General features: G+C 59.4%; 17 protein-coding genes. 13 read left to right on the forward strand and 4 right to left on the reverse strand.

Annotated elements, in window-relative coordinates; translation table 11 throughout:
- Positions 1–852, forward strand: a complete 852-nt coding sequence (locus tag VMY05_06520; protein HUV30720.1) for a flagellar motor protein MotB — start codon at positions 1–3, stop codon at positions 850–852.
- A gap of 142 nt (positions 853–994) precedes the next feature.
- Positions 995–4414 carry a transcription-repair coupling factor gene (mfd, locus tag VMY05_06525; protein ID HUV30721.1) on the forward strand — a complete coding sequence of 1140 codons (3420 nt, stop codon included), beginning with the start codon at positions 995–997 and terminating at the stop codon, positions 4412–4414.
- A 43-nt stretch (positions 4415–4457) separates the two neighbouring features.
- On the opposite strand, the gene VMY05_06530 is transcribed toward mfd, so the two are convergent.
- Complete coding sequence (locus tag VMY05_06530) at positions 4458–6662, reverse strand: hypothetical protein (protein ID HUV30722.1); 2205 nt, start codon at positions 6660–6662, stop codon at positions 4458–4460.
- A 241-nt stretch (positions 6663–6903) separates the two neighbouring features.
- Positions 6904–8484, reverse strand: coding sequence for a YCF48-related protein (locus VMY05_06535; protein HUV30723.1), 1581 nt, complete (start codon positions 8482–8484; stop codon positions 6904–6906).
- A 332-nt stretch (positions 8485–8816) separates the two neighbouring features.
- Between VMY05_06535 and VMY05_06540 the strand changes: the two genes are divergently transcribed.
- A complete protein-coding gene (locus VMY05_06540) occupies positions 8817–9440 on the forward strand; it encodes a hypothetical protein (GenBank protein HUV30724.1) in 624 nt (207 codons plus the stop codon).
- 177 nt (positions 9441–9617) lie between these two features.
- Complete coding sequence (locus VMY05_06545) at positions 9618–10601, forward strand: HD-GYP domain-containing protein (protein ID HUV30725.1); 984 nt, start codon at positions 9618–9620, stop codon at positions 10599–10601.
- A 64-nt stretch (positions 10602–10665) separates the two neighbouring features.
- On the opposite strand, the gene VMY05_06550 is transcribed toward VMY05_06545, so the two are convergent.
- Entirely contained in the window at positions 10666–11568 is a 903-nt protein-coding gene (locus VMY05_06550; protein ID HUV30726.1) for a DUF3078 domain-containing protein, read from the reverse strand.
- Positions 11569–11579: 11 nt separating this feature from the next.
- On the reverse strand, positions 11580–12395 hold the full coding sequence (locus VMY05_06555; protein HUV30727.1) for a mechanosensitive ion channel domain-containing protein: 816 nt from the start codon (positions 12393–12395) through the stop codon (positions 11580–11582).
- Positions 12396–12810: 415 nt separating this feature from the next.
- Here VMY05_06555 and VMY05_06560 point away from each other — a divergent pair, with 415 nt between their 5' ends.
- The 9 genes from VMY05_06560 (at position 12811) to nuoH (ending at position 20157) form a co-directional block, all read left to right on the forward strand.
- The gene (locus VMY05_06560) at positions 12811–13200 is read left to right on the forward strand and encodes a RidA family protein (GenBank protein ID HUV30728.1); all 390 of its coding nucleotides are present in this window, start codon (positions 12811–12813) and stop codon (positions 13198–13200) included.
- 124 nt (positions 13201–13324) lie between these two features.
- Positions 13325–13777 (forward strand): ubiquinol-cytochrome c reductase iron-sulfur subunit, encoded by a 453-nt coding sequence (locus VMY05_06565; protein HUV30729.1) that lies wholly within the window; start codon positions 13325–13327, stop codon positions 13775–13777.
- Positions 13777–14904 carry a cytochrome bc complex cytochrome b subunit gene (locus tag VMY05_06570; protein ID HUV30730.1) on the forward strand — a complete coding sequence of 376 codons (1128 nt, stop codon included), beginning with the start codon at positions 13777–13779 and terminating at the stop codon, positions 14902–14904. Before VMY05_06565 ends, VMY05_06570 begins: the two co-directional genes overlap by 1 nt.
- 9 nt (positions 14905–14913) lie before the next feature.
- Positions 14914–16281, forward strand: a complete 1368-nt coding sequence (locus tag VMY05_06575) for a cytochrome c3 family protein (protein HUV30731.1) — start codon at positions 14914–14916, stop codon at positions 16279–16281.
- Between the two features lie 382 nt (positions 16282–16663).
- Positions 16664–17017, forward strand: coding sequence for an NADH-quinone oxidoreductase subunit A (gene ndhC, locus VMY05_06580; GenBank protein ID HUV30732.1), 354 nt, complete (start codon positions 16664–16666; stop codon positions 17015–17017).
- Between the two features lie 50 nt (positions 17018–17067).
- Complete coding sequence (locus VMY05_06585; GenBank protein HUV30733.1) at positions 17068–17526, forward strand: NADH-quinone oxidoreductase subunit B family protein; 459 nt, start codon at positions 17068–17070, stop codon at positions 17524–17526.
- On the forward strand, positions 17523–17993 hold the full coding sequence (locus VMY05_06590; protein ID HUV30734.1) for an NADH-quinone oxidoreductase subunit C: 471 nt from the start codon (positions 17523–17525) through the stop codon (positions 17991–17993). Before VMY05_06585 ends, VMY05_06590 begins: the two co-directional genes overlap by 4 nt.
- Positions 17993–19096 carry an NADH-quinone oxidoreductase subunit D gene (locus tag VMY05_06595; protein ID HUV30735.1) on the forward strand — a complete coding sequence of 368 codons (1104 nt, stop codon included), beginning with the start codon at positions 17993–17995 and terminating at the stop codon, positions 19094–19096. Before VMY05_06590 ends, VMY05_06595 begins: the two co-directional genes overlap by 1 nt.
- Positions 19093–20157 carry an NADH-quinone oxidoreductase subunit NuoH gene (gene nuoH, locus VMY05_06600; protein HUV30736.1) on the forward strand — a complete coding sequence of 355 codons (1065 nt, stop codon included), beginning with the start codon at positions 19093–19095 and terminating at the stop codon, positions 20155–20157. The genes VMY05_06595 and nuoH overlap by 4 nt, the downstream gene beginning before the upstream one ends.
- Positions 20158–20164 lie beyond the last annotated feature (7 nt).

Consider the following 20164-nt stretch of genomic DNA (forward strand, 5'->3'; position numbering starts at 1 on the left):
GTGGCAGAGCACAACGGCGAACAGCCAATAATCATACGGCGAAAGAGAAGGAGCCGTCACGGCGCACACGGGGGCGCCTGGAAGGTAGCGCTGGCGGACTTTATGACCGCCCTGATGGCGTTTTTCCTTGTCATGTGGATGGTCGGGCAGAAGGATGACGTCAGGGAGGCCGTGGCCGGGTACTTCCGTAATCCCGCCCAGTTCTCGAGGCAAGGCAAATCGGGCGTCCTGGAGGGTTCCGCATCCGCGATAAAGTTGGATGCCGAAGAAATCGGTCTGGTGGAATCTGAGAGAAGCCGGGACTCGCGCCCCTCGAGCGCCGAAACGACACAGCTCTCGCTGGCCGCCAAGAAGATGCTGCAAGAGCTTTCCAAGCAGGACGTGTTCGACAAGCTCAAGAAGAATATCAAGGTTCACATGACCTCTGAGGGGTTGCGGATCATCCTGAACGAGTCCGAAGATTCTCCCGCGTTCTTTGAGCCGGGCTCGGCCAAACTATTACAGAAAAGCGCGATTATCCTCGTCACCATCGCCAAGGAGTTGGGGACGCTGAAAAACCGGCTGGTGGTTGAAGGCCATACGGATGTGAGCTACACGGGGCAGAAGGACTACACCAACTGGGAACTCTCGGCCGACCGCGCCAACTCAGCCAGACAATTGATGGAAGTCTCCGGCCTCTGGGACAGGCAGGTGCTCGAGGTGCGGGGGTTTGCCGACCAGTTTCCGATGATCCAGAACGACCCCACCGATTCGCGTAATCGCCGAGTGACGATTGTTGTCCTGTATGAGTCCCGGGAACGGCAGTATGACCAAATCGAGGTGGGGGCGGACCTGATGGCGGAGATACTCTGATCTCGGCCCGGTGCCGGGGCGAAAAAATACTGAATTTTCACAATACTTTCCGTATACTTGGAAAGACCCTGACTGTCAATACCCCGGTGCAGCAGCAACCGGGGCTTTTGTGCATGCGCAGGCCCGGAATCCGGAGTTGAGAATGGATGTACAGACTGTATCTTCCGCCGGACAACTGACGAGGGTCCGACGGCGCTGGTGCGAGTACTCGCCCTTCGTGCAGGTCCTCGAGCGGTTGCGCGCCGCCGGACGCCTGCCGATTACAGTCACCGGCCTGACAGGGTCTTCCGAAGCGCTCCTGCTGGCCTCTCTTACCGAGGCCGTCGGCCGCCCGATTCTTGCCGTGACGTCGAAAGCCGAGGAGGCGCAGGAGGTCTACGAGGACCTGCTGTTTCTTCTCGGGGCGGACAAAGTCGGACTTTTCCCGGCGCGGCAGATTCTTCCGTACGATTTCCGGGCTCCGGTCGGCGAGGTGATGGGTCAGCGGATCTCGTCGCTGGCCGGCCTGCTCAAGCAATCACTTTCGGTCGTCATCTGTCCCGTTCGAGCATTGCTGGAACCGACAATCCGGCGTGACGAACTTCGGGCGAGCCTGGTCGACCTCCGGTGCGGTCAGGAAACCGATCTTGACGGGCTGGTAGCGCGTCTGGTTCGGCTGGGTTTCCGAAACGTACCGCTGGTGGAGGAGGTGGGTGATTTCGCCCGCCGTGGCGGGCTGGTGGACCTCTTTACGCCCGGGTCGCCGGTGCCCGTCCGGGTGGAGTTTTTCGGCGACGAAGTGGATACTATCAGACAGTTTGACGTCTCAACCCAGCGCACTGTCGGCCGGCTGGATCGAGTCGAAGTGCTGCCCAGGCGCGAGATTCCCATCACCCAGGAAACGCTGGAATCGTACCTCGGGCATCTGCCGGAAGAAGACGCCGACTACATCCGCGCCCGGTATCTCAACGACCCGGACCTGCCCGGCCTGGAGTGGCTGTCGGTTCTTTTTGGGCTCAGGCAGGGCTCGCTCCTGGAATACCTGAGCGAGGACAGCCTCTTTTATCTTCAGGGGTCCAACTCGCTCGAGGCGGAAGCCGAGGCCATTCTCGCCGAAGCGCACGGGCTTTACGAACGTTTGAAAAGTCGGTTGACGAGACTGCCGACGCCCCGGGAGTACTATTGGCCCGTTGACGAAACCTTCGCCCGTCTCGGCCAGGGGGTGGTCATCAACAGGGTGCCGTTCCGCGGCGGCCGCGCGGACATAATCGGATTTGAGTGCAAACCCCATCCGTCGTTGGGCTCGCGCCTTGATCTTCTGGCGGAGACGGTGCGGCGGTTCCATGCCGACGGTATCGCGCATTTCATCGCCACCGACAGCCAAACCCAGGCCACCCGGCTGTCTGAACTCATCACGGAAAAGACCAATCTCGAGTTGCCGGTGCACGTTGAGGTGGCTAACCTTCGAGGGGGCTTCGTCTGTCAGGCCGGAGGCATTGCCGTTCTGACCGATCACGAAATCTTCAATCGTTACCACCGGCGAATCAGGAAGAAGAAGTTCAGGGAAGGGGTGGCCATATCCGACTACTCCAGCCTGCACCGGGGTGACTACGTTGTCCACACCGATCACGGCATTGCCCGTTACCTGGGTCTGGAGACGATCACGGTCGATGGCCGCAACCGCGACTGCCTGGCCCTTCAGTACGCGGACAACGTTCGCCTGTTCGTTCCCATCGAGGAATTCAACCGGGTCTCCAAGTATTGCGGCAAGGATGCCGCCCCGACGCTGACCCGGTTGGGCGGCCCGGCCTGGGACAAGCTAAAAAAGCGCACCAAGAAGGCGATTGCAGACATGGCCCAGGACCTGATCCGGTTGTATGCGGAGCGAAAGTCGAACGACGGGTACGCTTTTGGTGAAGACAGCGTCTGGCTCAAGCAGCTCGAGGCCTCGTTCCCGTATGACGAGACGCCGGACCAGCAGAAGGCCATTGGAGACGTCAAGCGGGATATGACGGACGGCCGGCCGATGGACCGCCTGATCTGCGGTGACGTCGGGTACGGCAAGACCGAGGTAGCGGTCCGAGCGGCCTTCAAGGCCATGGACGGCGGCAAGCAGGTGGCCGTTCTGGTCCCGACGACGATTCTGGCACAGCAGCACTTTCAGACGTTCACCGAACGGCTGGCCGAGTTTCCCGTCAACATCGCCCTGCTTTCCCGTTTCCGCACCCGCAAGCAACAGGCCCACACCGTGAGCGAACTGATCAGCGGAAAGGTTGATCTCGTGATTGGCACCCATCGGCTGTTGTCGGCCGACGTGGGGTTTAAGGACCTGGGGGTGCTGATCATTGACGAGGAGCACCGGTTTGGTGTCAAGCACAAGGAAAAGCTGCGCCGGCTCAAGGCGACGGTTGATACCATAGCGATGACGGCGACACCTATTCCGCGAACTCTGCAGATGTCGCTGATGGGTGTTCGCGACATGTCGGTGATTGAAACCTCCCCCAAAGACCGGTTGCCGATTATCACTGAAGTGGTCGAATTCGATCCGGCCATTATTGCCACGGCGGTCCTGCGGGAAATCGACCGTGGCGGGCAGGTCTTTTTCCTGCACAACCGGGTTCAGACGATCGATGCCATGTACAACTACCTTAAAAAACTGCTGCCTGAGGCTGAGATCGGTATTGCCCACGGCCAGATGCACGAAAGGTCTCTCGAGGGTGTCATGCTCTCGTTTGTGCGGGGACGGTACGATGTCCTCCTGTGCTCGTCTATCATCGAGTCAGGTCTGGATATTCCCAGCGCCAATACGCTCATCGTCAACCGGGCGGATCGGTTTGGCCTGGCCGAGTTGTACCAGATTCGCGGACGGGTCGGCCGCTCGTCCCGGCGCGCCTACGCCTACTTGATGACGCCGCCGACGCGTCTGATCAGTGCCGACGCCATGAAACGCCTTCGGGCGCTCGAGGCCCACTCGGACCTTGGCGCCGGCTTTGCCCTGGCCATGCGTGACCTGGAAATTCGCGGGGCCGGGACCATCCTTGGCCCCAGGCAGTCCGGTTTCATCGAAGAGCTCGGGTATGATCTGTACAACCGGCTGCTCGAAGAAGCGGTGGCCGAACTGAAAGGCCACCGGATTGTCAGGCTGCCGGATACCAAACTTGATATGGACATCGAAATACACCTCTCAGACCGGTACGTCCCGGACAGCCGGCAGAAGGTCGATGTCTACCGCCGGCTCGCTGACTGCCGTAACCTCGACGTGGTGGAGAGAATCCGCGAGGAGGTCACCGATCGGTTTGGCGTTCCGCCGCAGTCGGCGACCAATCTTTTCGATGCTACGGCGGTCAAGATCTCGGCCGCCCTGCTGGAGATAGAGAGGGTCAGGATCCGTCAGGGCCGGGTTTCGCTTCTCTTTATCGAGGACCGCAAGCTGACCCGCCGGGAAGTGGAATCGCTCCGGAAAGCCACGGATTGTCCGATGGAATTCTCTCTGACGGGACAGCAGGGCATCAGTCTTGACCTGAGCCGGGTGGCTGAAGACCGGCAGCTGAGCTACCTTCGCGGCGTGCTGGGGAAGGTGTAGGCGCGGCGTCCCCCGGCGGACGAACATGCCGTCCATCACAAGCCTAATCCCACTTGTCCAGTTCCGGGATCGTCCCATCCTCGACGTCGATGCCCACCCCGTAGTTGTTGGCGCCGAAAGTCGAGTCAGTCCTGGCAGGCTGAAACCACAGGGAGTTGTTCGCGGCTGTTGGATGGGGGCTGTTTTGCCCGTCCTTGAAGGAGAAATAACCGTCGTTCCCACCCACGTCGATAAACCCTCCGAAGGATTTCACATACGTATTGTAGGTGAGCACCTTTCCGGGCCGCTCGAAATCGGCCCGCCAGGTGGCAGCGCCCATGCCGCGCGCACCCTCGGCGAAATAGTATTGGTCGTCGCCGCCGATATCGATGCATAAGGCGTTGGAACGGATTTCGGCCAGCCCGAAAGAGATCATCTTCGCGCGGTACGTGTCGTTACCCCCCTTGTTGATGAGCAGGGCGTTGGTGTAGTCCCAGCCGAAGGCCAGGGCGGCTCCGGCGGTCTCGAACAGATCGTGGTTGTCGTTGCCGCCTTCGTCGATCAAAATGCCGTTGCAGTAGTGCGCGCCCGATCCCTGGGTAAAATAGCATGACTTATAGTGGTCATCACCGCTCCTGTCCAGAGCGATGCCGGTGCCGAACCAGTAGCCGATGCCCAGCGTCCAGTTGCCGGAGTAATACTCGTCGTCACCCTGAATGTCAATGATAGCGCCGAGTCCGCCGGCCCAGGCGTGGCCGTCCGAGCCGTCACCGCGACGGCCGAAACCGGCCCCCTGAGCTACGTTGGCATTGATGACTTGCTCGCTGTGATAATCGCCGCGATTGAAGACCTCGGCGTACGGCTCAGCCGTATACTTGTCGTTGCCGTCGAACGAGGCGAGGACTCCCACGCCGCCGCCGATGCCCCCCATGCCCTGGCCGTCACCGTACAGGTAGAAGTCGTCGTCGCCGGTGCCGTCCAGGCACAGGCCGATACCGAAATAGCCGCACCCCTGGGCGGATTCGTTGGCTCGATATCGATCATTTCCGCTTCGATCCAGGAGCACGCCGACTCCGAACAGACCGGCACCCTGCGCGTATGTCGAACCGAAATAGTGATCCTTGCCTTTGGAATCGATCACGACTCCGACGCCGCAGAGACCGACGCCGGTGGTAGGGGGAAGCGGCGTATTCTCGTAGCCGTAGTAATCGTCGCCTCCGAGGTCGATCAGTACCGACACGGGGTTGGCGATCGAGGCGGTGGCGCCGGCCGATCCGTACCAGATGCTGTTCCTGCCGAAGTCTATCACGCACAGAGTGTTGGAGGCGTCATACGCCATCCAGTCGGGTAGCGGCGCGCGTAGGGAGGAGAAGAACCCGTGCGGCAGTTTGTCGCGAAGGTAGACCGGTGAGAACATGGCTACTTTTCCGTACGGGGTGGGTATCTCGCAGGCGAAATCGTCCGGAACCTGCCGGGCCAGGGGGATGAGCTTGCGTTCGGCCCGCTCGGCAGCCGCAACGGCCTTCAGAGCCGCGTAGTGCAGAGAGGGCCAGTCGAGCGCGCGTGCGATATCGTCAAGTTCCGAATAGTATACCTGACCGTCACCCTGGGTGGAGGCCAGATCACGGATGGATACGGCAGACTGCATGTCCTGACCGTCGCAGTTGCGGAAGGCCAGGTTGCGCCATTTGACGGCCTCGGCAAGATTCGTGATTAACTCCGCAAGGACGGTTTTGACGGTATCCGGGAGCATCTCCGTGCCGGCTCGGACCTTGTCACCGATGGTCGATACGTCGGCTTTAGCCCCGAAGGTGTAGATGTCGGTCGGCTGCCCCGCCATCACGTACAAACGTTCAAAGGCCGCGACCAGAGGCTCGTCTCCGGGCGGAGCCGGGGCCAGGTTGGCCGAGTAGCTGCGAAAGCCGCCGAGTTTTCGATCCACCCCGAGGTGATACGTCAGCTTGTACAGGCCGTTCTCAGCCGTGTCGGCGTAGCCGGGGGCGAGGTATAATTCAACGGCGTTGCCCATGGTGGCAGCGTAGTCGTACAGTCTCAACGGTTCGGCAAAAAGGTCGTCGAACGACGTCAGGCGGTAGGGAATGTCCAGGGGAAAACGGCTCCAGAATCCTTTGGGCTCGAAGCCGAGATCGCTGCGGTCAAAACCCACCTCGTTAAGGATTTTGCCGAGAATATCTTCCCCGTTCGGTACTTGTGCCGTGCACGGAATCGCTGCTGTAATGAGCAGCAATACGAAAACGCATGACTTCATAACGTTACCTCTGTGCGGACGTTTCACCCTGGGCGTCAAGATATGATGTTCCGACCCGGTGAAAAAGCGATAATCAGAGGACTGCCGTGATATCAGCGCCCCGGGCAGCCGGCACAGAGCGATCCGGGCCGGCGGTCGCCGGCGCGCATGGGATTCATCGGGAAGGCAGCCGAGCGGCATTAAGAAAGCCGGCCCCGGGGGGCCGGCTCTGGATTGACAAAGCAGTTTTTTCGGTCCCTGATCAGAACCCGCCGCTCATCGTTCGCAGCATCGTGCCCCCCTCGCCGGCTGCAAGGCCGATGCTTGCATCGAAGAAGCGTACGGCGTACAGCCAGTTCTGAGTTTCGGTGAACTGGGGCAGCCAGTTGGCGCCTCCGTCGCTGGTGTGGATGATGACTCCCTCCCGACCGACCGCCCAGCCGTGGAGGTTGTCAACGAACGTGATATCCTGTAGCTTGTCCGAGACGTCAATCACCACCGGTGTCCAGTTCGCACCGCCATTGGTCGTATGCAGCATGGTGCCTGCGCTGCCGACGATAAAGCCGTTGTCCGCGTCAATAAAGGTGACACCCCACAGATCGTTATGGATGGGGGACGTCTGGGGAACCCAGCTTCCGCCGCCGTCTACAGTGTGCAGGATGGTGGCGCTGTTTCCGACGATCCAGCCGCTGGAACTGTTGACGAACTCAATGGCCGCCAGGGACATACTCGTGCCGCTGGTCTGAACCTGCCAGGTATCGCCTCCGTCGATGGTGCGCAGGATTTTGCCTCCGGAACCGACCGTCCAGCCGGTATCGGCGCCGACAAAGCCGACCGTCCAAAGCGAATAAGTGGGGTCAATCGGGAGACCCGTAACGTCGTGCCACGTCTCGCCGCCGTCAGATGTTCTCATGATCACGGCGCTGTCGCCCACGACGCAACCGGACAGGCTGTTGACGAAGTGAATACCGCCGAAAGACGTCCTTGTACGGCTCAACTTGCCTTCCCACGTCCGGCCGGAATCGGAACTCTTGAACACCACTCCGGAGTGTTCCGGCGCGTTGCCGATAAAACCGACCGCCCACGCCACATCGGGAGGAAACACGAAAAGCCCTTGCAGGTCGTGAACCACCGACAATCCCTGGTTGGAGACCATCCAAGAACTGATGGTCAGGGTGACCGCCACGTGAACCGAGTCGTTCGTCGCCTCCGGGGATGAGACGGTGAGTGTGTCGACGTACGCGCCGCCGGACAAACCGACGGGATTGACCACCACACCGATGGAGTCGGGAGCCGTCCCGGATGTCCGAGTCAACGACAGCCAGTCTGCCCCTTTGCTTACATTATAGGTCATGAAGTCGCCGCCCTCGTTGACCACCTGGAAGTACTGGGTGTCCGGCTCCAGGCTCCCGGACAGCATCGAGAACGTGAGGGAGTTGGGGTTGGCTGAGATGGCGTTGGATACGGTGAACACCACCTTGATGTACTGCGGCGTGTTGCCCGCCTGAGGCGACGAGACCGGAATGGAATCGATGTTGGTACCGGCCTGCACTCTGGCCGTGGAGACGGCGACCCTGATCGTGTCGCCGTTAGTCCCCTGCCAGTAGGACACGCTGATCCAGTCGGCCGGCGAGGTTGCGGTGAAGGTCATGTCGCCCACGCCGGCATTGACCACGATTATCCTTTGTGCCGGCGGGTTGGGTCCGCCCGCAACGGCAAAAAATTCAAGCGAGTCCGCTGAGAGTGTCAGTATCGGTACTGCCGGCGCTGTCGGCTCGTCTTCGGAGCAACCAACCAGGGCGATGAGAATAATGAGAAAAAGACTACACGCGATTCTGTGCATGATATGGGCTTCCTGTCTGCTGCATCGTTGTTGACGATAGAATGGACAACTTGTTCCAATCTATTAACGGGCGGCCGGCGCGGTTGTCAAAAGAAAAAGTTGCACGCCGGCGGTGCCGGGCCGGCCGGACCTGCGGTGTTCCCCGGCTGCAGCATTCGCAGTCTTTTGCCTACCGTCATAATCGGTCCGGATACCGGAGCCGTCCCCGTCCCCGGTGTTTCTCGCTGCACGGCAACAGGATAGGCCGACAGGCCGGAGCCGGGGAGCTGTCCTCGGCATCCGGCACAGTGTATGCTCGACTCCTCTGTGGACATGAACTGGAGCGAGGTTAGATGATGTTGGACAACAGGTATCAGCGCGGTTTCACCAGCCAGCGGCTAACGGCCATGACCGAGCCACGCGTTCGCAAGGACGACCGGGGCTATTTCATCATGTCTCTATCGGAGAACACCAAAGTCTATTTCGACGACTTTTACCGGTTTCTCGAGACCACGTACCACCATGGCCTCAAGGAGAAAGCCGTCCTGTTGCAGAAAATCCAGGTCACGCCTGCCAATTGCGTGGAGACACAGGCGTATTACCGGGCCAAGGCCGTAATTGTCGATCTTGTTCTCAGGGCCGTTCGTCGCTTTTACACCGACGGTTCAAACTTCGGCGTTATCATGACTCCGTGGTGCTTCGGGACGGTAATCCTGGAGAAGATCGAGGTTTACCGTGATCGTCTGAGCAAGGGAGAGGTTCATGATCCCAATATCAGCGACTATCCCTATTACGTGGTCAAGTATGTCGACGAGATATACAAGGCCGAACTGCTGACCCTCTTCGATTTCCCCGAAAAGGCCTTCCAGATGCGCTGGCAGTACTCGGAGTTGCTCAAGCGGTACTCCAGAGTACTCTCCGACATCACGGTGCGTCTGAACTCGGTCCTCCAGTCGGTGAAAAACTTCGGTGCCTGAGCCCGCCGGGCCCGGCTGAACCCTCAGCCCATACCGTTATTTTCCCGCCATTCTCAGCGTCGGCTGCAGGCGCGTCTTCAAGAACGCCGACCCGAATGCCGATATACCGGGTAAGACCTTTTGCAGAAAGGCAGGGGCGGAGTACCGCAGGGATGGGCGCGCCAGCCTGATAAGGCTATGTCAACAACCGCCGTCAAGACCCGGACTGACCAGAAATTCATGCCTATCCACCTTGATTCGCTCAGGGTGGATTCGGTTCTTGATTTCGATCTTTACCTGAAAGTCGACAAGCGCTTGGTGCTTTACCGGTCGGCCAACTTGGCCTTCACCGAACGGACCCGCCAAAAGCTGCTTGAAAACAATGTAGACCGCCTGTACGTCGCCTTTGAATCCAAGCAGAAATATCAGCGCTATATCGAAACGAATCTGGACAAGATTCTCAAGGATCCGGAGATCCAGGAGATCAAGAAGGCCGGTATCCTGTACGAGACGTCCAGCAACCTGGTCAGGGACGTGCTGAGCAACCCCAGCTACGGGGAGAACATTCAGCGTTCGAAAGACCTGGTGTCCAATACCGTTCAGTTTGTTTTGAAAGGACGCGAGGCCTTTCTGAATCTGCTGAAAATCACGTCCTTCGACTACTATACATATACCCACTCCGTAAACGTGTGCACTTTCGGCGTGGCGCTGGCCCAGCAACTGGGGTTCAGCGACGAGCACTTCCTGCACGAGCTGGGCACCGGGGCGCTGCTGCACGATGTCGGCAAGTCAAAAATCTCGGATCGCATCATCAACAAGCGAACCGCGCTGACACCGATCGAGTTCGAGATTATGAAGAAGCACCCGAACTGGGGAGTCGAAATCCTTCAGGAAACGGACATGATCCACGAGGCGTCGTACTACCCCGTTTTGCAGCACCATGAGCGGGGAGACCGACGAGGCTACCCCTCGGGCCTCTCACTTGACGAGATGCACATCTACTCCAAGGTCGTCGCCATCGCTGACTCGTTCGATGCCATGACGACCGAGCGCGTTTACCAGCGGGCCATGGATACCTTCCCGGCCCTGAAGATCATGTTCTCGCTCAAGGGCGCCTACGACGAACAGATCCTTCACGCCTTTGTCGAACTCATGGGCCCTTCGGGCCTGCTTGACCTGTAAAGGCCGTCGTTTCGGCGCCGGCCGTCCCGTGAAAGCCCCCGCCTGACGGCACCGACCGGCCGGGCTAGGCCAGTTTCAGGACAAAACCGATACCGAGCGTCTGTTTCAGTCGGCCTTTCCGGGTGACCTGCTTGTCATAAAGGAACTGGGTGTAAAAGTTCACGGTCAGGATTCTGGTGATCGAGGCGTTTACGATGTTCTCCCAGTTGACGTCGATGGCCTTCCAGTCATCCTCGAACGCGGTCCCTGCAACCTCGTCCTTTCCGGAAAAGAAGAACGCCCTGTACAGGGTGAGCTTTCCGGTGTACCGGAGCCGTTCACTGAGCGTGTACGTCACGTCGGTCACGGACTCGATGCCGCCGTCGGTCAGGGTTGAATCGGTCGTTGAAAGCGCGGTGGTGTCGATGATGACGTTCTTGAAAATCTGGCGCAAGGCGAAGCCGAGCCGGCTGATGACCTGGTCCGTCTCCCGCTCGTAAAACTTCCTCGTAAGTCCGGCGGACTCCGTCAGTTTCAGCGGCGTGAAAGAGCGCTTCTTGGGTTCGAAGGAAGCATCCAGGAACTGCGATTCCAGCCGGAAAGCCACGAACGGATCGAGATAGCTCTCCAGCGTGAAGCGGCCTACGTTTTCCCAGTCGATAAGGTCGGTCGACTTCCTGGGTTTGCTCCATTCCTTGGCCGTATCCTGGGTCAGGGTCTGACCGAAAGAGAGTCGGAGCGTCGAGCGGAAATCAAGCCAGGGTTTGAGTTGTTTTTCCGCGACGCCGTTGACGTTGCCGACCCAACTGACAGCTCCTGCTTCGCCGCCGACCCAGGAATCCGAGTATGCCGTTTGGGTGGCCGTAAAATCAGCTATGAGCGATTTTTTCCAGCCTGCACCGGTGCTGTCAGTGGCCGCCACAATGATTGCGGGCATCAGCAGCAGCAGGATTAAGCCCTGCGCGGTTTTTCTGATTGGGTGTAACATGCCACTCCCCTTTAGCTTACGGTTACCTGATGCATATGGACGTCCCGCTGTGGAAACGGGATCGAAATACCCTGTTCATCAAAGGCCAGCTTCACCTTTTCGACAAGGTCGAAGTGGACCGGCCAGTAGTCGGCGGTTTTCACCCACGGGCGGACGGCGGAGTTGACGGAGCTGTCGGCCAGTTCCAGGACGGCAACGGTCGGGGCGGGATCGGTCAGCACGCGGGAGTCCTGCCTGAGAATCTGCTCCAGCACTTGCTTGGCCTTCCTGATGTCATCGCCGTAGCCGATGCCAAAGACGAGGTCGAGCCGGCGTATCTCTTTGGCCGAGTAGTTGGTGATGTTGTCTCCCGTTATCTTGCTGTTGGGAACGATGACTTTCTTGTTGTCTGGCGTTGTGAGAACGGTGTTGAAGATGTGGATTTCCTCCACCACGCCGGCCGTCCCGCCGGCTTCGATATAGTCTCCAGCCTTGAAGGGACGGAAAATGACCAGCATTACGCCCGAGGCGAAATTGGCCAGTGAGCCCTGCAGGGCAAAGCCGATTGCGAGACCGGCGGCACCGATTACGGCGATGAAGGAAGTCGTCTGAACGCCGAGCGCGCCGATAGCCGCGATGACCACAAAGGTCAGCAGGGCGATCCTGGTCAGGCTGGTTACGAACCTGGTCAGGATGACGTCCGCCTTGCTTCTTGTCATCAGGCGCCTGACAATGTTCGCAAGAACGCCCACAAGGAGGCGACCGATGATGAGTATCGCCAGGGCGCCCAGGATCTTAGTCCCGTACAGGGCACCCCACTCGACTACCTTGTCGAGAATGTTTTCCATTTTCCTCTCCTTTTACCAGCTGCTTTCTGCCACACGCGCAGGGCCTGCGATCTCCGTGCCGCGAGCCTCGACGTCCGTTCAGCCGATGCTCGTTCGCGTCCGACTGGTTCTATACGACGCTCCGGACGGAAGATCGGTAAAGCCGCTACGAGGTAGCGTTTAAGGCGACGCGTCAGGCAGCGTGTCGGTTCCTTTACTTATTGAATTAGCACCTTTGGGATGTCCGGCGAGCAGAAAGGCACACCGCCAATGTTATGTCCGGGCCTTACGTAATGCAAGAGGAAAGCGCCGGCTCCTTCCGGGAGAGGGGTCGGCAGGGGGAGTCCGGCCGGTCAGCCGGGCGATGAAATAATCGTTTGTCTCGGCCGGCGGATTGGCGATATATTGGACCGAAATTCCACGCTGGGAGATATATATGAGACAGACCATCAGAAGCGACAAGGCCCCGGCGGCGGTCGGGCCGTACTCGCAGGCCGTGAGCACGACGTGTGCCACTATGTTGTTTTGTTCCGGTCAGATAGCCCTTGATTCCGGGACGGGCGAGATGGTGGGCAGGACTGCCGCCGAACAGTGTCGGAAGGTAATGGAGAACCTTGGAGCCGTGCTGGAGGCGGCCGGGGCTGATTTCGATGACGTTGTCAAGACGACCATTTACTTGGCTGATATGAGAGATTTCGGCGCCGTCAACGACGTGTATGCCTCCTGCTTTGCGTCCGATCCCCCGGCCCGGGTCACCGTACAGGTCGCCGGTCTGCCGAAAGAAGCCAGGGTGGAGATTGACGCGATTGCAGTTGTACGTTCATGATTCAAGACGGGTTGCAGGGCAGTTCCCGGCACGTTGCCGCACGGTGGAATCCTGATCTGTTGACATCGCAGCGGCCGGGTGGTACAATGACGCGATTCATGCAGGCAAACCACAGGAGGGCTAAGTGGCGGAAAGGGAATCTTCCCGGCGCAACTTCCTCAACGCTATTCTGAGCGGCGGCACTCTGGCTACTCTCGGCGCCATTGCGTACCCGGTGCTCAGGTTCATCAAGCCGCCGGAATCGGGTGAACCCAACGTGAACCAGATGAAGCTTCCGTTCAAACGGGCGGATATCGAGGCTGAGCCGTCCCGGGCCAAGACGTTCAAGTTCGGCCGCAATCTCGGCCTCATCCTCGTGACGGAAGCGGGCAAGCTCAAAGCGCTGGCGGCCACGTGCACACACCTGGACTGCACCGTCCAGCACCGGCCCGATCTCGGTATCGTCTGGTGTTCCTGCCACAACGGACGCTATGATCTCGACGGCAAGAACATATCGGGCCCACCACCCAGGCCGCTGGAGCAGTACGTTGTCAACGAAGTCGGTGAGGACATTTTCATTGCCCGGGAGGTGGGGTGATGGCGACCGGTGCCGGGAGGCAGAATGACGGCGCGGCCGGCCGCGCGTTTCAGTGGCTCGATGACAGGTTTCAGATCGGGGGACTGCTTGAGTACTTCGGCCACAAGGTGGTCCCGGTGCATTCGCATTCCATGTTCTACTACCTGGGCGGAGTCTCCCTCTTTCTGTTCATGGTGCAGGTGGTGACGGGCATTCTGCTGCTGATGTATTACCGTCCGGGGGCTGACAGCGCTTACGAATCGGTCCGGTTCATTGTCTCGGAGGTCAAGTTCGGCTGGTTGATCCGGTCCGTGCACGCCTGGTCGGCGAATCTCATGATTCTGGCCGTCTTTGTTCACATGTTCACGGTCTTCTTCACCCACGCCTATCGCAAGCCGAGGGAGTTAAGCTGGATAACAGGCATTGTCATGCTGGGGCTGGCTCTGGCCTTTGGGTTCTCCGGTTACCTGCTGCCGTGGAATGAGCTGGCCTTTTTCGCAACCCGGGTGGGGACGGGCATGGCCGGCGCCATACCGGTAATCGGCAAAGAACTGCTGGTGGTCCTGCGCGGCGGGGAGGAAGTGACCGGGGCGACGATCGGCCGCTTTTTCGGTCTGCACGTCGCGATTCTGCCGGGGATCTTTACCGTCTTCCTGGCCGGTCACCTGGTCGCCATCCAGCGGCAGGGGATGAGCGAACCGCTGTCCTGGCAGAACATGCCGCCGTCAGAGAAACGGTACATGAAGTTCTTTCCTCATTTTATATATCGCGATCTGCTCCTGTGGCTCATCGTGCTGAACGTGCTGGCGCTGATGGCGGTCTTTTTTCCGGACGGCATCGGCGCCATGCACTGGCCGCTCGGCACCAAGGCTGATCCGTTTGCGCCGGCGCCGCCCGTGATTCGGCCCGAATGGTACTTCATGTTTGCTTTCCAGGCCCTGAAGTTCCTGCCGGCACACGTGTGGTTCGTCGAGGGGGAACTGTTCGGCGTGATCGTCTTCACGGTCGGCGGCCTCGTCTGGACGGTCATACCGTTTTTCGACAGAAAATCGGTTCACGGGGAGAAACCCCGGTTCATCGTCCTGATCGGAGCGCTGGTGCTGGCGTTCGTAGTGGTCATGACCGTACTTGGATACATTCTGGAGTAGGAGGCAGCCATGAGAATCCCGTTGTTGTTTCTTTTCCTGGTGCTCGCGGCTGGCCCCGGACTCCTATCTGCGGCGGATGATAACTGCCGGACCTGCCACCGCGATTATGAGGATGAAGACGGCCCGTCGCACAAGTTCGTCCGGGACGTTCACTCCCTGAAGGGGCTTGGATGCGTCGACTGTCACGGCGGCGACGGTTCGCTTGGCGACATGGATGAGGTTCGCCGCGTGGAAGGCTATCGCGGTGTACCGACTGCTGGGGAGGTGCCGCGCTTCTGCGCCCGCTGCCACAGCGATCCGGCCTATATGCACGAGCATAATCCGTCACTGCCGACCGACCAACTGGCCAAATACGGGACTTCCGTGCACGGCCGACGCCTTCTCGAGAGTAAGGATACCAGGGTGGCCACGTGCATATCGTGTCATACGGTGCACGAGATCGGTGACGCCAAAATGCCGCACTCGAGCACCTATCCGCAGAACATCCCCGGCACCTGCGGTAAGTGTCACGCCGACCCGGAGTATATGGCCGGATACGATCTGTCAACGGCCCAGGTTGAGGACTACGTCCAGTCGGTTCACGGCATGGCACTGATGAGCATGGAGACGGTGCGGGGGCTTGCCCGGGAACTGGATCTGGCGCTCGGCGATGATTTCAAGCTTGTTCTGACGGGCGGTGATCCGGCCTCGGCCGGCGACTCCGCGCGCTATTTTGAAGTACTCGGCTACCTGGAAAGGAAGGAGTTGGGCGCGCCTGCCTGCAACGACTGCCACGGCAACCACGGTGCGGCCCCTCCGGGTGTGGTCTCTCTTTCGGCCGTTTGCGGCAACTGTCACGCTCTCGAATCGGAGATGTTCGACAGATCCCCTCACAAGGTCGCCTTTGACGAAAACGACCTTCCCGAGTGCGAAACCTGCCATTCCAACCACCTGGTCATGAAACCGTCCGACGCCATGGTCGGCCCGACTGAGCCGGGTCTGTGCGTGGACTGCCACGACATCGACGACGGCACGAGGGGCCTGGCCGTGGCCGACAGCATGCTCACGGCCATTCTAAACCTGCTCTCGGTCCGGCGGGAAGCGCAGGCGTCGCTGGAGGACGCAGTAACTAGGGGCATGATGACCACTGACGAAGAGCTGCGCATAAAGGACGTCGACCAGGCGCTGATTCAGGCGCGCACGCTCGTGCATTCATTCAGCGCCGATGAGGTGACGTCGCGTGCGCTCGCGGGGGTGCAGGTTGCCGACACGGTGAAACTCAATTCGCTGGCGCTGGTGGACGAATACTACTACCGCCGGTACGGGCTTGCCGTGGCGACCTTGTTCATCACGATTCTTGCGGTCGGGCTGTACTTCAGGATCCGGCGCCTGGACTGACCGGCTGAAACCGGCCTTTCAGACGGTGGTCGGTCCTTACATTGCTGGACGGCGTAGCCTGAGGTCCACAGGGGGGTCGTTCGTTTAGCAGACGGCGAGGTGCTTCCGAGGCGGCGTTGGACAAACATCGTGCCGCACGCTGTGCGTCGTTCGAGTACGGCGCGTCCTGTGTGCTATGTTAGTTAGTACAAACTGCGCTGTCGGCAAAAGGCGGGACCGGGCAACTTTGTACTTACGGTATTTGTTGTCGTCAAACGAGTTGACACGACGGAAAAAGCCGAAAAAAGCGCTTGACTTCGCTCGAAAACGACCTTTCTTGCGCAGTCAAAACGCGTGCACACGGTCACACCTCTGAGTCGAACGGGCAGGAAAAACGGACAGCATGTCGGAGTATTTGGCGGTTCTCATATTCCTTTTAGTTGGGACAGGAATTGTCCTGTTTACGTTTTTTCTGTCAAGTCTGATCAGGCCGTCAAATACCTACCCCGAGAAAAGTGTGAACTACGAGTGCGCGGAGTTGCCGATCGGCAGTTCGTGGATACGGTTCAATAACCGTTTCTATATTTTCGCCCTGATTTTCGTGATTTTCGACGTCGAGGTCGTATTCCTCTTTCCGTGGGCGGTGGCTTTCGGGCAGCTCGGCCTGTACGCGCTAATTGAAATGGTCATATTCATCGTGATTCTCTTCTACGGCCTGTACTATGCCTGGAAGAAGGGGGTGCTCCGGTGGGTGTGATCAGGAAGCTGCCTCTATACGCCGAGCGCATACCCGGCGGGTCACTGGTGATGACCAGCCTTGAGGCGGTTCTGGGTCAGGCGCAGGCCAAGTCGCTGTGGTATTTGCTCTTTGGTACCGCCTGCTGCGCCATCGAACTGATGTGTACCGGTGCGTCGCGGTACGATTTCGACCGCCTCGGTATGATTTTTCGCGCCACCCCGCGACAGTCCGACCTGATCATCGTCGCCGGAACCATCACCAAGAAGATGGCCCCGAGGTTGCGCCGTCTGTACGACCAGATGGCCGAGCCGCGCTACGTGATCGCGATGGGCGGCTGCACCATAAGCGGGGGTCCCTTTTACTACGACTGTTACTCGGTGGAGAAGGGCATCGACCACATTGTCCCCGTCGACGTGTACATACCCGGATGCCCGCCGCGACCGGAATCACTGATGGAAGGTTGCATTCACCTACAGGAAAAGCTCAAGAAGACCAAGCTTGGAGACTGGCAGGAAAAGCAGGCGTGACCAGGGACGAGTTGAAGAGCCATATCGCCGGCCGGTTCGAGGGCAGGATGACCCTTCTTGACACCGGTCGCTACGACCCGATGTACGAAGTGAAGCGGTCCGACCTTCTCGAGGTGGCTAAAGCCCTGCGTGACGACGAGCGTGTAAAGTTCGATTTTCTCTGCAACCTGGGCGGCGTGGACACCGGTGAGCGGTTTGAGATAGTCTACTCTGTGGCGTCCACCATTAACAACCTGCGCCTGGATTTCAAGGTTATCCTGCCGTATGAGGCGGCCGAGATCGAGTCGGTTCAGGAGGTGTGGCCGGCCGCCAACTGGCACGAACGGGAGATGTGGGAGCTTTACGGCATCAACGTGCTCAACCATGAAAACCTGACACGTTTTCTGCTGCCTGACGACTGGGATCAGGGCTATCCGCTGCGTAAGGACTGGGATGCTCCCGATTTTGTCCGCATGCCGGAGCTGTAATGGATGGCCTGAGGACCGAGGAATTCGTCGTCAATATGGGGCCGCACCACCCCGCGACCCACGGTGTCTGCCGACTCATGCTGACCATGGACGGCGAGAGAGTCATGAGGATCGAGCCCGTTATCGGTTACCTTCATCGCTCCCTTGAAAAGATCTGCGAGAATCGCACCTACGCCCAGTGCATCCCGATCCTCGACCGGTTTGAATACGTCACGTCCATGTCGTGCAACCAGGCGTTTGCGCTGGCCGCCGAGAAACTGGCCGGTATCGAGGTCCCCGAGCGGGCGGAGTACCTGCGTGTCATCATGCTCGAACTGAACCGGATTGCGTCGCACCTCATCTTCTACGGCGTCACGGCCATGGACATCGGTGCACTCACCCCCTTTTTGTACGGACTTCGCGAGCGGGAGGGCATCATCGATCTGTTCGAGATGACCTGCGGTCAGCGTCTGACTTACAACTATATCCGGATCGGCGGTGTCTCAAAGGACATTCCCGCGCAGTTTGTTCCGCAGTGCCGCACGGTTCTCAGCACCATAAGGGAGAAGCTCCACGACTACGAGGGGTTGTTAAACGAGAACCCGATCTGGCTGGTGCGCACAAAGGGTGTCGGTTACCTGGCGCCCGAAGTGGCGATCGCCTACGGCGTGTCCGGCCCGGTGCTGAGGGCTTCGGGCGTCAACTACGACATCCGCCGCAACGACCCCTACTCGATCTACGACCGCTTTGACTTCCAGGTGGCCGTCCGTCCGAACGGTGACTGCTACGACCGCTACCTGGTTCGTCTGGATGAGATCAAGGAATCCATCAAGATTATAGAGCAGGCCCTCGACGGGCTGCCGGACGGGCCCATCTCGGCCAAGGTGTCGCCCAACTTCAAGCCGCCGCCGGGAGAAGTTTACTCACGAGTCGAGAACTCTCGCGGCGAGTTAGGGGTATACATACAGTCGGACGGGGGCAAGAAACCACTTCGAGTCAAAACGCGGGGCGGGTCATTCAATCAACTTCAGGCACTTCCGGTATTCGGCACGGGGGGACTGATCGCAGACCTGGTGGCCATATTTGCGACTCTGGACGTGATCATGCCGGAGGTTGACCGATGAGTTGGCCGGTGGCCGTGGGCGAACTGCACGGCGTGTTCAGGTGGCTGTACGGGCTCCTGGCGGATACCGGCTTGCCCCAGCCGTGGCTGGATATCCTGACGTACACGGTTCTGGCGGCAATGGTGTTCGGTGTCCTGGCCCTTATCGCCCTGTACCTTGTCTGGTGGGAGAGGAAGATCTCCGCCCACATCCAGCAGCGGTTCGGACCGATGCGCCACGGCTGGCACGGTTGGTACCAGACCGTGATGGATGCCGTCAAACTCCTCCTGAAGGAGGACGTGAAGATTGCCACGCGTGACCGGGTGATATTTTTCTGGGCGCCGGTGATGTGTTTTGTGGCGGCTTTCCTCGCCTACGTGGCCATTCCGTTCGGTGACGGGCTGATTGTGGCTGACCTCAACATCGGCATTCTCTACATCATGGCGGTGACCACGTTTACCGTTATTTCGTTGCTGATGGCCGGCTGGGGGTCGAACAACAAGTATGCCCTGCTGGGCGGCATGCGCTCGGCAGCCCAGATTGTCAGCTATGAAGTGCCGATGGTGGCGTCGGTCTTGGTGGTCATAATTTTTGTGGGTTCCCTGTCCATGGTTGACATCGTGCGGTCACAGTCGGGACTTGTTTTCAACTGGTTTGTCTTTCGTCTTCCGTTCGGCCCCATAGCCTTCGCCACGTATATCGTCGCGGCCACGGCCGAGGTCAACCGTGTTCCGTTCGACATTCCGGAGGCAGAACAGGAGTTGGTGGCCGGATATAACGTCGAGTATTCGGGGATGAAGTTCGCCATGTTTTTTCTGGCCGAGTTTGTGAACATGTTCACGGTCTCGGCGATCGGGGTGACGCTCTTCCTGGGGGGCTGGTCAGGACCGTTCCTGCCTTCGTGGCTGTGGTTTCTGGTCAAGGTGCTGGCCGTGATCCTGCTGCTGATGCTGTTTCGGTGGACCTACCCGCGTCTTCGGGTGGACCAGTTGATGGAGTTCGCGTGGAAGTTTCTGGTGCCGGTGACGTTTGCCAACCTGATTCTGGCCGCTCTGGTCAAGCACCTGGGGTGGTACTGGTAGTGAGGAT

The sequence above is a fragment of the Acidobacteriota bacterium genome (genome assembly GCA_035529075.1).
In the GTDB taxonomy this organism is placed as follows: domain Bacteria; phylum Zixibacteria; class MSB-5A5; order GN15; family FEB-12; genus DATKXK01.

What these genes read in the sequence shown, in the direction of transcription:
- mfd (HUV30721.1), top strand. Translation starts at nt 995, where the DNA reads ATGGATGTACAGACTGTATCTTCCGCCGGACAACTGACGAGGGTCCGA.
- VMY05_06530 (HUV30722.1), bottom strand. Translation starts at nt 6,662, where the DNA reads ATGAAGTCATGCGTTTTCGTATTGCTGCTCATTACAGCAGCGATTCCG.
- VMY05_06535 (HUV30723.1), bottom strand. Translation starts at nt 8,484, where the DNA reads ATGCACAGAATCGCGTGTAGTCTTTTTCTCATTATTCTCATCGCCCTG.
- VMY05_06540 (HUV30724.1), top strand. Translation starts at nt 8,817, where the DNA reads ATGATGTTGGACAACAGGTATCAGCGCGGTTTCACCAGCCAGCGGCTA.
- VMY05_06545 (HUV30725.1), top strand. Translation starts at nt 9,618, where the DNA reads ATGTCAACAACCGCCGTCAAGACCCGGACTGACCAGAAATTCATGCCT.
- VMY05_06550 (HUV30726.1), bottom strand. Translation starts at nt 11,568, where the DNA reads ATGTTACACCCAATCAGAAAAACCGCGCAGGGCTTAATCCTGCTGCTG.
- VMY05_06555 (HUV30727.1), bottom strand. Translation starts at nt 12,395, where the DNA reads ATGGAAAACATTCTCGACAAGGTAGTCGAGTGGGGTGCCCTGTACGGG.
- VMY05_06560 (HUV30728.1), top strand. Translation starts at nt 12,811, where the DNA reads ATGAGACAGACCATCAGAAGCGACAAGGCCCCGGCGGCGGTCGGGCCG.
- VMY05_06570 (HUV30730.1), top strand. Translation starts at nt 13,777, where the DNA reads ATGGCGACCGGTGCCGGGAGGCAGAATGACGGCGCGGCCGGCCGCGCG.
- VMY05_06575 (HUV30731.1), top strand. Translation starts at nt 14,914, where the DNA reads ATGAGAATCCCGTTGTTGTTTCTTTTCCTGGTGCTCGCGGCTGGCCCC.
- ndhC (HUV30732.1), top strand. Translation starts at nt 16,664, where the DNA reads ATGTCGGAGTATTTGGCGGTTCTCATATTCCTTTTAGTTGGGACAGGA.
- VMY05_06585 (HUV30733.1), top strand. Translation starts at nt 17,068, where the DNA reads ATGACCAGCCTTGAGGCGGTTCTGGGTCAGGCGCAGGCCAAGTCGCTG.
- VMY05_06595 (HUV30735.1), top strand. Translation starts at nt 17,993, where the DNA reads ATGGATGGCCTGAGGACCGAGGAATTCGTCGTCAATATGGGGCCGCAC.
- nuoH (HUV30736.1), top strand. Translation starts at nt 19,093, where the DNA reads ATGAGTTGGCCGGTGGCCGTGGGCGAACTGCACGGCGTGTTCAGGTGG.